Source organism: Pseudomonas sp. Sample_14 (assembly GCF_004307515.1).
Taxonomy (GTDB): domain Bacteria; phylum Pseudomonadota; class Gammaproteobacteria; order Pseudomonadales; family Pseudomonadaceae; genus Aquipseudomonas; species Aquipseudomonas atacamensis.
The window spans coordinates 146,988-162,186 of the sequence record NZ_RCOC01000096.1 but is presented as its reverse complement, the minus strand read 5'-3'; the positions used below and the strand labels follow the sequence as shown (position 1 = coordinate 162,186).

Sequence of the window (15,199 nt, the reverse complement as noted above, 5' to 3'; positions counted from 1 at the left end):
CGGGAAGCGGGTTTTGTTTTTTTTGGCCCGCCCCTCTTTGGGTCTTTATTACTTTCCTGTTCAAGTTGCCGACTATGCTCAAACGCCTTGCCTGGCTGGCGCTCTGTGTCTGCGCCCCGCTGTCCGCCGCGCCTCACATCGATCCTCAACGTTTGCAGCAACTGGCCAACGACCGCTTCTGGATTTCCCTCGGTCATTACGAAACCGCCAAGCTCGGCGGCTGGCGCAGCTATGTCAGCGACAAGAAGTTCTTTCTCGCGCCCGACGGCAATGAACATCCGGACCGCGAACTGGCCGCCACCGTGCAGGCGTTGTACGCCCCGGCCAGCCTCGGCGAGCAACACGCACAATGCGTATACCCCGCGCGCACGCGCTGGCTGAAAGCGCAGCTCAATCTCGCTGACCTGCCAGCGCCGGAATGCGCCGAATACAAGCAATGGTTCAAGGACGTCTCGCCGCACAGCGCGGTGATGATTTTCCCGGCGGCGTATCTCAACAGCCCGTCGTCGATGTTCGGCCACACCCTGCTGCGCATCGATCAGGCGGATGTGCAGGCCGACAAGACCTCGCTGCTCAGCTACGCGATCAACTTCGGCGCCTACATCGAAGGCTCGGACAACAGCATTCTGTATGCCTGGAAAGGCTTGATGGGCGGCTACCCGGGGCTGTTCGCGCTGGTGCCGTATCAGGAAAAACTGTCGGAATACCGCAGCCTGGAAAACCGTGACCTGTGGGAATACCGGCTCAATCTGACACAGGAAGAAACCGCACGCATGGTCGAACATGTGTGGGAGCTCAAGCAGATCCAGTTCGACTATTTCTTCTTCGACGAAAACTGCTCGTATCGCTTGCTGGAACTGCTGCAAGTGGCGCGGCCGAGCCTGCGCCTGACCGAACAATTCCCGCTGACCGCAATCCCCACCGACACCGTCAAAGCGGTGAAAGAGGCCGGGCTGGTCGAGCACATCGAATATCGCCCGTCCCGCGAACGTGAACTGCTCAGCCGCGCCGAGCCGTTGAGCGATGATGAACAGCAATGGGTGCTGAAAGTCAGCGCCGATCAAAAAGTCCTGCAAGAGCCAACGTTCAAAGCCCTGCCGCGCGCACGTCAGGCGCTGATCGTCGACGCCGCCTATCGTCTGGAGCGCTACCGCGCCAACGGCCAGGAGCGCGACCCGCAACGGGCGCAGCGCAGTTTCGAACTGCTGCGGGCGATCAACAAGAACCCGGCGCCGGAGCTGGAAATACCGCAACCCGGTCTGCCCGAAGATGGCCACGAGTCCCGCACCTGGCAGGCCGGCCTCGGTACGCGCGGCGATCGCGCGTTCGGCGAATATGGCCTGCGCATGGCTTATCACGACCTCAATGACAATGCCGAAAGCTTCCCCCTCGGCGCGCAGATCGAGATCCTGCAACTGAAGCTGCGCCAGTACGAAGGCAATGACTGGCAGCTGCAGCAACTGGATCTGGCCACCATTCGTTCGCTGACACCGCGCAACGAGCTGCTGCAACCGCTGTCGTGGCAAGTCACCGGTGGCCTTGAGCGGGTGCCGGGAAAGCATGACGACGAAACGCTGGTCAGCCATGTCAACGGTGGCGGCGGCGGCACGTGGCAGTTGGGCGAAGACGTGCTCGGCTTCGCGCTGGGCACGGTGCGCGTGGAACACAACAATGACTTCGCCGAGTTTGTTTCCCCGGCCGGCGGCTTCAACACCGGCGTGCTGTGGAAAAACCCGCTGGGCAATCTGAGCCTGGAAGCCAAGGGCGACTATTTCTTCAACGGCGAAGTGCGCCGCAGCCTGAGCCTGAATCAGCAGTGGGAGCTGTCGCGCAATCTCGGTTTGCGCCTGAGCGCTCAGCGTGAATTCAGCCAGCTCGCCAGCCCGGAAACAGAAGTCATGCTGGAAGTGAAGTGGTATCACTACTGATCCCGAGCCTGTGTAAATCTCCCTGTGGGAGCGAGCCTGCTCGCGAAAGCGGTGGTTCAGTCAATAGTAGTGTTGCCTGACACGACGCCTTCGCGAGCAGGCTCGCTCCCACAGGTGCTTTGTGGTGTGCAATGGATTTTTCACAGGCCTTCGACAGCCGCCTCATGAATCCCCTTCTAGACTTTCCTTATGAGCCGAGTATCGGCGCGGGAGAGTGCGATGTGGCGGTGCGTGGGATTGTTGGCCGTTGTATTGGCGCTGGCCGGTTGCCAGACCACCCATGAAGACTTGATCGCCAAGGGCTATCCACCGGCCTTCGCCGATGGTTTCGATGACGGTTGCGTCAGCGGCCGGCAAGCGGCGGGCTCGATCAGCGGTGAGTTTCGCAAGAACGTGCCGCGCTATCTCAAGGACCAGCAATACGCCGACGGCTGGGTCGACGGCTTCCGCCAATGTCAGGCGATGCTCGAAAACAGGGATCGCGAGCAATATCGCAACGAACATTGGGACGAACGCGAACGCGCCTGGCAGCAGCAGAAGGACCAGGACGTCGGGCGGGCCTATCGCTCGCAATAGGTCGCTTGCAGACATCCAGTGAAACCAAACGCCGGCAATCATGGCCCAAATCCTTTAACAGGAGGACTTCATGAGTCGCGCATTCGTCAACGAAGACAACGCCGCCGCGCAGGCCGATCAGCCGGTCGAACGTCAGGTCAGCACGCAGCCCAACTACGTCACCCCGCAAGGGCTGGCGCAGTTGCAGGCGAAAGTCATCGAGTTGCAGAGCCTGCACGCCGAGCAAACGGCCAAGGGCGAGCAGGCCGACAAACAACGTCTCGCCGATCTGCAACGGGATCTGCGTTATTTCACTCAGCGCCTGAGCAGCGCCCAAGTCGCAGTCGCTGCGACCTCCACCGACAAGGTGCAGATCGGTAGCTGGGTGACTTTTGCCGATGAACACGACACTGAACACCGCGTGCAACTGGTCGGCGAGGATCAGGCCGACGCCAGTCAGGGCCTGATCAACTGGGCCTCACCGCTGGGCCGGGCCTTGCTCGGCGCCCGGCTCAACGATGAAGTGCTATGGCAGCGACCTGCCGGCGATCAACTGATCGAAGTGATCCGCATCGAACCGGCTTAAACCACGCCTTGCGCCAACATCGCATCGGCGACTTTGACGAAGCCGGCGATGTTCGCGCCCTTGACGTAATTGACCTGACCGTTGTCTTCGCCGTAATGCACGCAGGCGTGGTGGATCGACTGCATGATCGCGTGCAGCTTGCTGTCGACCTCGCCCGCCGTCCACAGCAGGCGCATGGCGTTCTGCGACATCTCCAGACCACTCACGGCCACACCGCCGGCATTCGACGCTTTGCCCGGAGCGAAGAGAATGCCGGCCTCGATAAAGATATCCACAGCCGCCAGCGTGGTCGGCATGTTCGCGCCTTCAGCCACACAGACGCAGCCATTGCGCAGTAGAGTGCGCGCGGCTTCGGCGTCGAGTTCGTTTTGCGTCGCGCAGGGCAGCGCGATATCGCACGGCAGCGACCACGGATGTTGGCCGGCGCGGAATTCCAGACCATGGGCGCTTGCCAGTTCGCTGATGCGCCCGCGCTTGATGTTTTTCAGCTCCAGCAGCGCCAGCCACTGTGCTTCGCTCAATCCTGCTTCGCAGTACAGCGTGCCTTCGGAATCGGACAGGGAAATCACCTTGCCGCCCAGATCCATGACCTTGCGCGCCGCGTACTGCGCGACGTTGCCGGAACCGGAAATCGCCACGCGCTTGCCTTCCACGCTCTGCCCGCGGCGCTTGAGCATTTCTTCGGCGAAGTACACGCAGCCGAAACCGGTGGCTTCCGGGCGAATCAGGCTGCCGCCGTAAGTCATGCCCTTGCCGGTGAGGACGCTGGTGAACTGGTTGCTCAGGCGCTTGTACTGGCCAAAGAGGAAACCGATCTCCCGCGCACCGACACCGATATCACCGGCCGGCACGTCAACGTCGGCGCCGATGTGGCGATACAGCTCGCTCATGAACGCCTGGCAGAAACGCATGACTTCAGCATCGCTCTTGCCCTTCGGATCGAAGTCCGAACCGCCCTTGCCACCGCCCATGGGCAGGGAGGTCAGCGAGTTCTTGAAGGTCTGCTCGAAGGCGAGAAATTTCAGCACGCCGAGGTTCACCGACGGATGAAAACGCAAGCCGCCCTTGTACGGGCCGATGGCGCTGTTCATCTGGATACGGAAGCCGCGATTGACCTGGACCTTGCCCTGATCGTCGACCCACGATACGCGAAACACCAGCGCACGCTCCGGCTCGCAGATGCGCTCCAGAATGCCCGAAGTCAGGTAATGCGGATTGGCTTCAAGAAACGGCCACAGACTGCGCAGGACTTCTTCGACAGCCTGGTGGAATTCGGGTTGGTCCGGGTCGCGTTTTTTCAGGCGCGCAAGGAAGGATTCGACGGATTCGATCATGGGCAAAGTCTCGGCAAATTTATTGTCGTTGGAGGAGATTGGGCCGGACTGTAACAAACGAATTGCGCACAGGAACAGAGCAAGATGTCGCAGTTATGAAATTAAATGGTGCACAGGATATAAATCCAAGGGGTTTTTGATCCGTTTTTGCACCTGAGTGGGGAGCACAGATTCAAGACTTGCACCAACAGCTACACCATCTTCGCGAGCAGGCTCGCTCCCACATTTGGAATGCGTTACCCCTGTGGGAGCGAGCCTGCTCGCGAAAGCCGCAACTCGGTATATCAGGAAAAAACCAGGGCAAAAAAAACGGAGCCCGAAGGCTCCGCTCTTGTGCAACCAACCCGAATCAGGCCAGTTTCTTGTGACGTACCCGGTGTGGCTGGGCCGCTGCTTCGCCGAGGCGTTTTTTGCGGTCGGCTTCGTACTCGGTGTAGTTGCCTTCGAAGAACACCGCTTGCGAGTCGTCTTCGTACGCCAGAATGTGCGTGGCGACACGGTCAAGGAACCACCGATCGTGAGAGATCACAATGGCGGCGCCCGGGAAGTCCAGCAGGGCTTCTTCCAGCGAACGCAGGGTTTCCACGTCGAGGTCGTTGGACGGTTCGTCGAGCAGCAGGACGTTGCCGCCCTCCTTCAGGGTCAGCGCCAGATGCAGACGACCGCGCTCACCGCCGGACAGATCCTTGACGAACTTCTGCTGGTCGCCGCCCTTGAAGTTGAAGCGACCGACGTAGGTGCGCGACGGGATCTCGTAGTTGCCGATGCGGATCTGGTCGGAACCGTCGGAAATCTGCTGGAACACGGTCTTGCTGCCGTCGAGGTCTTCACGGCTCTGGTCGACGCAGGCCAGTTGCACGGTTTCACCGATTTCGATGCTGCCCGAATCCGGGGTTTCCTTGCCCATCAGCATGCGGAACAGCGTCGATTTACCGGCACCGTTACCGCCGATCACGCCGACGATGGCGCCCTTCGGCATGGAGAACGACAGGTTGTCGATCAGCACGCGATCGCCGTAGCCCTTGGTGACGTTCTTGAATTCGATGACCTTGTCGCCCAGGCGTGGACCGGCCGGGATGTAGATCTCGTTGGTCTCGCTGCGCTTCTGGAATTCCTGCGATTGCATTTCTTCGAAGCGTTGCAGACGTGCCTTGGATTTCGACTGGCGGGCCTTGGCGCCTTTGCGCACCCACTCCAGTTCTTCTTTCATGGCTTTTTCGTGAGCCGACTGCTGCTTGGATTCCTGGGCCAGACGATCGGACTTGGCTTCGAGCCAGCCCGAATAGTTGCCCTCGTAAGGAATGCCCGCGCCGCGGTCGAGTTCCAGAATCCAGCCGGCGACGTTGTCGAGGAAGTAACGGTCGTGCGTGATCGCGACCACGGTGCCCGGGAAGTCGTGGAGGAAATGCTCCAGCCACGCCACCGAATCGGCATCCAAGTGGTTGGTCGGTTCGTCGAGCAGCAGCATGTCTGGCGCGGACAGCAGCAGACGGCACAGGGCGACACGGCGCTTTTCACCACCGGACAGGTGTTCGACTTTCGCGTCCCAGGCTGGCAGACGCAGCGCATCGGCGGCGACTTCCAGCTGCCGCTCAAGGTTGTGGCCGTCGCTGGCCTGCAGGATCGCTTCGAGCTTGGCCTGTTCAGCAGCAAGCTTGTCGAAGTCGGCATCCGGGTCGGCGTAGGCCGCGTAGACCTCGTCCAGACGCGCTTGCGCATCCTTGATCACGCTGACCGCTTCCTCGACCACTTCACGCACGGTCTTGGCAGGGTCGAGCTGCGGCTCTTGCGGCAGGTAACCGATGTTCAGGTCCGGCATCGGACGGGCTTCGCCTTCGAACTCGGTGTCGACGCCGGCCATGATTTTCAGCAGCGTGGATTTACCCGAACCGTTGAGGCCGAGCACGCCGATCTTGGCGCCGGGGAAGAAGGACAGCGAAATGTTCTTGAGGATTTCCCGCTTCGGCGGAACAACTTTGCCCAGCCGATGCATGGTGAAGACGTATTGAGCCATGGAGAACCTTGGGTCAGTGACAGATGAATGATTGGAGCGCAGGCGATGCCTGGCCAGACTGTGCGCGTCGTTCACTTGATCGCGATCAATGCGTGCGCGCTGGAAAAAGTCTGATTGTAGGGGCTGGAACGCCCCCGGTCTAACCGGCAAAGCTACCTTAATGCTGGAAGGCAGTCCAGCCGAGAGGGGCTGGCACTTCGCCACGAGTCAAGGCATGCTAGCCGCCCTTCGGGCGTCCGGCTTATAGTGCACGTCGCGCCAGTCCAGCCAAATCGCAGGATCACAGCTTGACCAATGTCACTCCGCCAGCCTCTGTGAGCAGCACCCCACCGGCGCCCGGCTCGCCCCTGCGCGGGACATTGAAGGGTGCGCTGGCCACCCTCGTGCTGTTATTGCTCGCGTTGCTGTTCTGGCAACTGCTCGATCAATTGCGCGAAACTCAGAAAAATCAGCGTCAATACACCATCGATTACACCGCCGACCTCGCCGCTCAGGTCAGCCTGAACATGGCGCTGAATGCGCAAATCGCCCTCAATCTGCTACCGATCGTCGAACAACCGCAAACTGCCGACGAACAGCAGATGCTCCTGCGCAAACTGCAACGCTCGCTGCCAGATCTGCGTAGCATGGCCCTGCTCTCGCCCTCCGGCCGGATCATCAGCGACAGCGCCACCGACAGTTCCGACGCCGATTACCTGACCGAACTGGTGCGCCGCAGCCGTGCCCAGGCGCATTACTTCAGCAATGCCGATGACGGCTCGGTGGTGCATCTGCTGTTGCATCAGGCCAGCGGCAGCAGTCGCGGTTACTGGGCCTTGCGTTTGACGCCAACCTTCTTCGACTCGCTGACCAAACAGGACGCCACCGCCCTGCGCCCGTTGTGGCTGGTGGAAAACCGCCTCAATCACCAGATCATCAGCCGCGACGCCGGGCTGCCCTCGGTCAAGGCTGGCGGGCTGACGCCCGACGATGTCGCCAACACCGTGCTGACCGTGCCGCTGAGCAGCAGCGACTGGCAATTGCGCGGGCTGTTCGACCGCCAGCGCGTACTCGAAGAATTGCTGCCAGCGTTCATCGGCAAATGCCTGCTCGGCCTGGCGTTTTCGATGTTGCCGGTGATCGCGCTGCTGAACATGCGTCGGCGCCAGCGTCAGGTGCATGAAGGCCGGCGGCGTTATCAGGATATTTTCGAAGGCACCGGCGTGGCCTTGTGCGTACTCGACCTGTCCGGCCTCAAGCAGACGTTCGACAAGGCGCAGATCCAGACCAGTGACCAGCTCAAGGCCTGGCTCGACCAACCGCAGCAGCGCCAGCAGTTGCTTGCGGAAATGCGCGTCACCGAAGTCAACCAGGTCGCCCTGCAACTGCTCGATGTGCACTCCTGCGACGATGCCTGGCAACTGCTGATCGATGGCCAGCGCCATCCGCAGTGCGCGATCGGTCAGCAGATCCTCGACGCCGTCCTGCAGCAGCAGAAACAGCTGGAACTGGAAATCAAACTGCCCAACAGCAACGGTCGCGACCAGCATCTGTGGATGGTTTTGCGCCTGCCGAGCGAGCAGCACGACTATAAAGCGGTGATCCTCAGCATCAACGACATCACCAGCCGCAAGCTGATCGAACTGTCGCTGCTGGAGCGTGAAGGTTTCTGGTCGGACGTGGTGCGCACCGTGCCCGATCATCTGTATGTGCAGGACGTGATCAGCCAGCGGATGATTTTCAGCAACCACCACCTCGGCCAGACCCTCGGCTACAACCGCACTGAACTGCATCAGATGGGCGAATACTTCTGGGAAATCCTCCTGCATCCGGAAGACGCCGACTATTACCATCGCTCGCGGCAGTTGCAGCGTCACGCCGGTTACAGCCAATTGTTGCAATGCCAATTGCGCTTCCGCCATCGCGACGGCAAGTGGCGGCGCTTCGACATCCGTGAACAGGCGCTGGCACGGGACAAGCACGATCAGGTCACGCGGATCATCGGCGTGGCCAAGGACATCACCGAACAGATCGAGGCCAGCGAATCGCTGCGTGACAGCGAGCAGCGTTACCGCATGCTCGCCGAAAGCATCAGCGACGTGATTTTCTCCACCGACAGCAAGCTCTCGCTGAACTATGTCAGCCCCTCGGTGCAGGCCGTGCTCGGTTACAACGCCGAATGGATTTTCCAGAACGGCTGGCAATCGATCATCGCCAATCCCGGGCAACTGAACGGCATTCATGTGCTGATGGACCGCGTCAGCAAGGCGCTGGACAAGCCCGAGCAACTGGCATTGCTGCGCAGTCAGGTGCAAACGCAGCTGTTCCTCTTCGATTGCCTGCGTGCCGACGGCCGCAAGATTCCGATCGAACTGCGCCTGGTGCTGGTGTGGGACGAGCACGGCGCGTTCGAAGGCGTGCTCGGCGTCGGCCGCGATATCAGTCAACAGCGCCGTGCCGAAAAAGATCTGCGCATGGCCGCCACGGTATTCGAGCACTCGACTTCGGCAATCCTGATCACCGACCCGGCCGGCTACATCGTCCAGGCCAACGAAGCGTTCAGTCGGGTCAGCGGCTACAGCGTCGGCGAAGTGCTCGACCAGTTGCCGAACATGCTCACTGTCGACGAGCAGCAGGACGCGCACTTGCGCTACGTGCTCAAGCAGTTGCACGAGCACAGCACCTGGGAAGGCGAAGTGTGGATGAAGCGCCGTAACGGCGAACATTACCCGGCGTGGGTCGGCATTACTGCCGTGCTCGACGATGAGGGCGATCTGGCCAGTTACGTGTGTTTCTTCAGCGACATCAGCGAGCGCAAGGCCAGCGAGCAGCGCATCCACCGCCTCGCCTATTACGACGCCCTCACCCACCTGCCGAACCGCACGCTGTTCCAGGATCGTCTGCACACCGCGCTGCAAGCGGCCGAACGGCAGAAGTCGTGGGTGGTGCTGATGTTCCTCGACCTCGACCGTTTCAAACCGATCAACGACTCCTTGGGCCACGCCGCAGGCGACCGCATGCTCAAGGACATGGCCACGCGCCTGCTGGCCTGCGTCGATGACGACGATACCGTCGCGCGCATGGGTGGCGACGAATTCACCTTGCTGCTGCAGCATCGTTCCAACCGCGAACTGGCGCTGAACCGGGCGATTCACGTAGCCGAGCAGATTCTCGCCAGCCTGGTGCGGCCGTTCGTGCTCGAGGGCCGCGAGTTCTTCGTCACCGCCAGTATCGGCATCGCCCTGAGTCCGCAGGACGGCAATGAACTCAGCCAGTTGATGAAAAACGCCGACACGGCGATGTACCACGCCAAGGAACGCGGCAAGAACAACTTCCAGTTCTATCAGGCCGACATGAACGCCAGTGCGCTGGAGCGTCTGGAACTGGAAAGCGATCTGCGCCATGCGCTGGAGCAGAACGAATTCGTCCTGTATTACCAGCCGCAGTTCAGTGGCGACGGCAAGCGCCTGACCGGCGCCGAAGCGCTGCTGCGCTGGCGCCATCCGCGTCGCGGGCTGGTGCCGCCGGGGGATTTCATTCCGGTGCTGGAAGAGCTTGGTCTGGTGGTGGACGTTGGCGACTGGGTCATCAGCGAGGCCTGTCGACAGCTGAAAACCTGGCACCAGCAACGGGTGCGGGTGCCGAAGGTGTCGGTGAACATTTCCGCACGGCAGTTCTCCGACGGCCAGTTGGGCACGCGAATCGCGACGATCCTGCGCGAAACCGGCCTGCCGCCGGCGTGTCTGGAGCTGGAACTGACCGAAAGCATCCTGATGCGCGAAGTCAGCGAGGCGATGCAGATTCTTGCCGGGCTGAAAAACCTCGGCCTGAGCATCGCGGTCGATGACTTCGGCACCGGTTATTCATCGCTGAACTACCTCAAGCAATTCCCGATCGACGTGCTGAAGATCGACCGTACTTTCGTCGACGGCCTGCCGTCCGGCGAACAGGACGCGCAGATCGCCCGGGCGATCATTGCCATGGCCCACAGCCTGAACCTGGCGGTGATCGCCGAGGGTGTGGAAACCCATGAGCAACTGGACTTCCTGCGCGAGCATGGCTGCGATGAGGTGCAAGGATATCTGTTCGGCCGGCCGATGCCGGCGGGACGGTTTGAAGCGCAGTTCTGTAACGACGCGCTGTTCATGTTCGACTGACGATCTGCGGCGCGCCCGAAAAGATCGCAGCCTTCGATCGTTCCCACGCTCCGCGTGGGAATGCCTCACTGGACGCTCTGCGTCCGCTTCGGCAGTTGACGCGGAGCGTCACGGGCTGCATTCCCACGCAGAGCGTGGGAACGATCAATGCCCCTCTGCTCGCGAAGGGGCCGGCAAAAGCACCGCACATCTGTCATGAACGCCACTTGTCTGCGACATGACGTCGTTTCATATGTCATCCAAAAGCGGTTGGGTTAGAATGCCCCCCTTTTCTGCCCCCGATCCTTGAGGACCGCCATGTTCAGCCGTGATTTGACTATTGCCAAGTACGACGCCGACCTTTTTGCCGCCATGGAGCAAGAAGCTCAGCGTCAGGAAGAACACATTGAGCTGATCGCTTCGGAAAACTACACCAGCCCAGCGGTGATGGAAGCTCAAGGCTCGGTCCTGACCAACAAGTACGCCGAAGGCTATCCGGGCAAGCGTTACTACGGTGGTTGCGAATACGTGGACGTGGTTGAACAACTGGCCATCGACCGCGCCAAGGAACTGTTCGGCGCCGATTACGCCAACGTTCAGCCGCACGCCGGTTCCCAGGCCAACGCCGCTGTTTACCTGGCTCTGCTGCAAGGTGGCGACACCATTCTGGGCATGAGCCTGGCCCATGGTGGTCACCTGACCCACGGCGCCAGCGTTTCCTCCTCGGGCAAGCTGTACAACGCCGTTCAATACGGTATCGATGCCAACGGCCTGATCGACTACGACGAAGTCGAGCGCCTGGCGGTCGAGCACAAGCCGAAAATGATCGTTGCCGGTTTCTCGGCCTACTCGCAGATCCTCGACTTCCCGCGCTTCCGCGAAATCGCTGACAAGGTCGGCGCTTACCTGTTCGTCGACATGGCTCACGTCGCCGGTCTGGTTGCCGCGGGTGTGTACCCGAACCCGGTGCCGTTCGCCGACGTCGTGACCACCACCACCCACAAGACCCTGCGCGGTCCACGTGGCGGTCTGATCCTGGCCCGTGCCAACGCCGAGATCGAGAAGAAGCTCAACTCCGCAGTATTCCCGGGCGCCCAGGGTGGCCCGCTGGAGCACGTGATCGCGGCCAAGGCGATCTGCTTCAAGGAAGCGCTGCAGCCTGAGTTCAAGGCTTACCAGCAACAAGTGGTGAAGAACGCCAAGGCCATGGCCGAAGTGTTCATCGCACGCGGTTTCGACGTGGTTTCGGGCGGTACTGAAAACCACCTGTTCCTGCTGTCGCTGATCAAGCAGGACATCTCCGGTAAAGATGCCGACGCCGCTCTGGGCAAAGCGTTCATCACCGTGAACAAGAACTCCGTGCCTAACGATCCACGCTCGCCGTTCGTCACCTCCGGCCTGCGCTTCGGTACTCCGGCTGTGACCACTCGCGGTTTCAAAGAGGCTGAGTGCAAAGAGCTGGCCGGCTGGATCTGCGACATCCTGGCTGACCTGAACAACGAAGCGGTGATCGACGCCGTTCGCGAGAAAGTCAAAGCCATCTGCAAGAAACTGCCGGTGTACGGCGCTTGATGCCTCGTTAATCCGCAATAAAAAACCGGTCACGATGGCCGGTTTTTTATTGCCATGAATTCAATAAAAAAATACCACCCGAATAAAGCAGCAACCTGCTAATCCCGTCCAGCAGGATTGTTCATCTCGTTGTTCAAACCAAACTCTTGCAACACACATGCAAACCGCCATAGATGAAAACCGCTTAGTCTGAAACCCGACTTGATAAATGGATTTCATCATGACGGGCAATATCGAAAAATCTTTCATCGCAACATTGAGAATGTTCGACCACAGGGTCGGCTTTCTTGAACAGCTGTACGGCAAACCGGCGATGGCTACCATCAGTCTGTTCAGCGGCGGTTTCTATACCGGACGCCCGCAAACACGGGATCAGTCCCACCTGCTCGGCATCCGGAGCAACGAGCAGAGCGGCCGGATAAAACCGCTGAAGCTGCATTTCGCTCATACCCCTGACGGCTACATCCTCACCGTGAAAAACCAGGGCAACTATTTCAATCAGGTAATCAGCAATCACTGGCTGGACACCGTCGAGGCCGTCAAGCCAGAGACTGACAACTTGAGCACTTTTATTCTTGTCGACCGTAGCGGCACCGCTATAACGCTGGACAACTTAACGGGTGTACATACAGCTGTTTCTCTCAAACTGAAAAATCATGCCTATCTGGGCGGTATAAAAATCAGAAGTCTGCCTTACGTCTATCTGGGCAAAACCGAAGAACGTTCAAAGATCACTTTCATCCTGAGCATCGTCGAAAGACATGTACCAGTCATCAAAACGTGACTCACGCCCCGCCCAGAAAAAAAGGCATAGCCGCCAATTTTTCTCAAATGCTCAAGACCGGGCCATCCAGACAACTGGTAAGACCGGTCATGCCAATTTTCTAATTTTCCCTTGCGATCCGCGAAAACCTGCGCCTAGACTGCGCCTGCACTGGACATACCGGTAAGACCACAATAATTAAGTCCTGAATCCGCTGCGCCACGCGTACGGCAGCCAGGACACCGACCCAGGATTCCTCCCATGCTCAGATGGTGCTCGCGTTCAATCTTCCTTCAAGTGGTTCTCGGACTGATGCTCGGCATCGTCTGCGGGCTGACCCTTCCTGAATACTCCGCCCAGCTGAAACCGCTCGGCGATGGCTTCATCAAATTGATCAAGATGCTGATTGGCCTGATCGTGTTCTGTGTGGTGGTCAGCGGCATCAGCGGCGCGGGCGATCTGAAGAAGGTCGGACGCATCGGCCTGAAGTCGGTGATCTACTTTGAAGTGCTGACCACCATCGCTCTGGTGATCGGTCTGGTGTTCGCCTTCAGCACCGGCATTGGCAGCGGCGCGAACATTCATCTGGAGCAGCTCTCCAGCGCCGACATGGGCGACCTCGCCGAGCGCGGCCAGCACATGCACACCACCACGCAATTTCTGATGGACCTGATCCCGACCTCGGTGATCGGCGCCTTCGCTGACAACAATATTCTGCAAGTGCTGCTGTTCTCGGTGCTGTTCGGCAGTGCGCTGAATCTGGTTGGCGAAGCCGCTTCCGGGATTTCGCGATTGATCAACGAACTCAGCCACGTGATCTTCCGCATCATGGGCATGATCGTGCGTCTGGCGCCGATCGGCGTGTTCGGTGCCATCGCCTTCACCACCAGCAAATACGGTCTCGACTCGCTGCAGCACCTGGGCAGTCTGGTCGGTCTGTTCTACCTGACCTGCGTCGCCTTCGTCGCGCTGATCCTCGGTCTGGTGATGCGCGTTTCCGGTCTGCGCATGTGGCCGCTGCTCAAGTACCTGCGGGAAGAACTGCTGATCGTGATGGGCACCGCCTCTTCCGACGCCGTGCTGCCGCAGATCATGCGCAAGCTCGAACACCTCGGTATCGGCAGTTCGACGGTCGGTCTGGTGATCCCGACCGGGTACTCGTTCAACCTCGACGGTTTCTCGATCTACCTGACCCTGGCCATCGTGTTCATCGCCAACGCCACCGGCACACCGCTGGCGATGACCGACTTGCTGACGATTCTGCTGGTGTCGCTGATCACCTCCAAAGGCGCCCACGGCATTCCCGGTTCGGCGCTGGTGATTCTCGCCGCGACGCTGACGGCGATCCCGGCGATTCCCGTAGTCGGTCTGGTGCTGGTGTTGGCGGTGGACTGGTTCATGGGCATCGGCCGCGCGCTGACCAATCTGATCGGCAACTGCGTCGCCACCGTGGCCATCGCCCGCTGGGAAAAAGACATCGATGTACAGCGCGCGAACAAGGTGCTCAACGGTGAGCAGGGCTATAACTTTCAACCGCGAAAAACCGTCGCTCAGGCGGCGGCCAAAGAATTCTGAATGAGTGCCGTGCCTGCCAATATGCAGGCACGGCGCAGGGAGCCAATACGTGATTACAACTTCAACCGTCGTCAATTCAGTGGTGGAAAAACTCCGCGCCGCGTTGGCCCGTGGCCAATGGCGCTCCGGCGACATGCTGCCGGGCCAGCGCGAACTGGCCGAACAGCTGGGCATCAGCCGGCCCAGCCTGCGCGAAGCGGTGATCGTCCTCGAAACCCTCGGCCTGGTGCGCTCGATGCCGGGCAAAGGCGTAGTCGTGCTCGACGCACAACTCAGCGACAGCCAGAGCCACGACAGCGCAGTCGCCGGCGCCAGTCTCGAAGACGTGCTGCAACTGCGCTACACCCTTGAGCCGTTCATCGTCGGGCTGGTCGCGCAATCGATCAGCAGCAAGGAAGTCGGCCAATTGCGCCTGACCCTGATGGACATGCGCGAAGCCCTCGAGGCCGGTGACAGTGAGGCCGGAGTCAGTGCCTACATCGCTTTCCACGAAGAACTGTTCACGCTGACCTCGAACCCGATTTTCCAGAGCGTGGTACAGCAGACCAGCAACGCCCTCAAGCAAAGCGCCGAGGTATTGCGCAATTCCCCGGAACATCTGGCCGAACGCCTGGAAGAAAACGAAGCGGTAGTCCGCGCGATCCGCAGCAAGAACAGCGCTCAGGCCAGCGCCGAAATGCGTCGGCACATTCTGCGCGAAGGCCAGCGCATGGGCGTTGAGCTGAATATTCCGGACGACAACTTGCCCACCTGATTT

The 15,199-nt window shown here is 60.2% G+C and carries 10 protein-coding genes; 8 read left to right on the top strand and 2 right to left on the bottom strand.

Features of this window, described 5'->3' with window-relative positions; translation table 11 throughout:
- The first annotated feature begins 74 nt into the window (after positions 1 to 74).
- The 3 genes from D8U61_RS25145 (at position 75) to D8U61_RS25130 (ending at position 3,069) form a co-directional block, all read left to right on the top strand.
- Entirely contained in the window at positions 75 to 1,928 is a 1,854-nt protein-coding gene (locus D8U61_RS25145; RefSeq protein WP_024014368.1) for a DUF4105 domain-containing protein, read from the top strand.
- Positions 1,929 to 2,147: 219 nt separating this feature from the next.
- Positions 2,148 to 2,504, top strand: a complete 357-nt coding sequence (locus tag D8U61_RS25135) for a hypothetical protein (protein WP_125925968.1) — start codon at positions 2,148 to 2,150, stop codon at positions 2,502 to 2,504.
- Between the two features lie 70 nt (positions 2,505 to 2,574).
- Positions 2,575 to 3,069: a GreA/GreB family elongation factor gene (locus D8U61_RS25130; protein ID WP_039761720.1), complete on the top strand. Its 495-nt coding sequence runs from the start codon at positions 2,575 to 2,577 to the stop codon at positions 3,067 to 3,069.
- Here the strand turns inward: D8U61_RS25130 and gdhA are convergent.
- Positions 3,066 to 4,403, bottom strand: a complete 1,338-nt coding sequence (gene gdhA / locus D8U61_RS25125; RefSeq protein WP_024014371.1) for an NADP-specific glutamate dehydrogenase — start codon at positions 4,401 to 4,403, stop codon at positions 3,066 to 3,068. The genes D8U61_RS25130 and gdhA overlap by 4 nt on opposite strands.
- A 349-nt stretch (positions 4,404 to 4,752) precedes the next feature.
- The gene (ettA, locus tag D8U61_RS25115; protein WP_016773108.1) at positions 4,753 to 6,417 is read right to left on the bottom strand and encodes an energy-dependent translational throttle protein EttA; all 1,665 of its coding nucleotides are present in this window, start codon (positions 6,415 to 6,417) and stop codon (positions 4,753 to 4,755) included.
- A gap of 287 nt (positions 6,418 to 6,704) precedes the next feature.
- On the opposite strand from ettA, the gene morA reads away from it, so the two are divergent.
- The 5 genes from morA (at position 6,705) to D8U61_RS25090 (ending at position 15,196) form a co-directional block, all read left to right on the top strand.
- Entirely contained in the window at positions 6,705 to 10,553 is a 3,849-nt protein-coding gene (gene morA, locus D8U61_RS25110; RefSeq protein WP_122881721.1) for a cyclic di-GMP receptor MorA, read from the top strand.
- Between the two features lie 297 nt (positions 10,554 to 10,850).
- A complete protein-coding gene (gene glyA, locus D8U61_RS25105) occupies positions 10,851 to 12,104 on the top strand; it encodes a serine hydroxymethyltransferase (RefSeq protein WP_016773106.1) in 1,254 nt (417 codons plus the stop codon).
- 208 nt (positions 12,105 to 12,312) lie between these two features.
- Positions 12,313 to 12,888: a hypothetical protein gene (locus tag D8U61_RS25100; RefSeq protein WP_130902279.1), complete on the top strand. Its 576-nt coding sequence runs from the start codon at positions 12,313 to 12,315 to the stop codon at positions 12,886 to 12,888.
- 240 nt (positions 12,889 to 13,128) lie between these two features.
- Positions 13,129 to 14,442 (top strand): C4-dicarboxylate transporter DctA, encoded by a 1,314-nt coding sequence (locus tag D8U61_RS25095; RefSeq protein ID WP_110603140.1) that lies wholly within the window; start codon positions 13,129 to 13,131, stop codon positions 14,440 to 14,442.
- 49 nt (positions 14,443 to 14,491) lie between these two features.
- Entirely contained in the window at positions 14,492 to 15,196 is a 705-nt protein-coding gene (locus D8U61_RS25090) for a FadR/GntR family transcriptional regulator (protein ID WP_016773102.1), read from the top strand.
- Positions 15,197 to 15,199 lie beyond the last annotated feature (3 nt).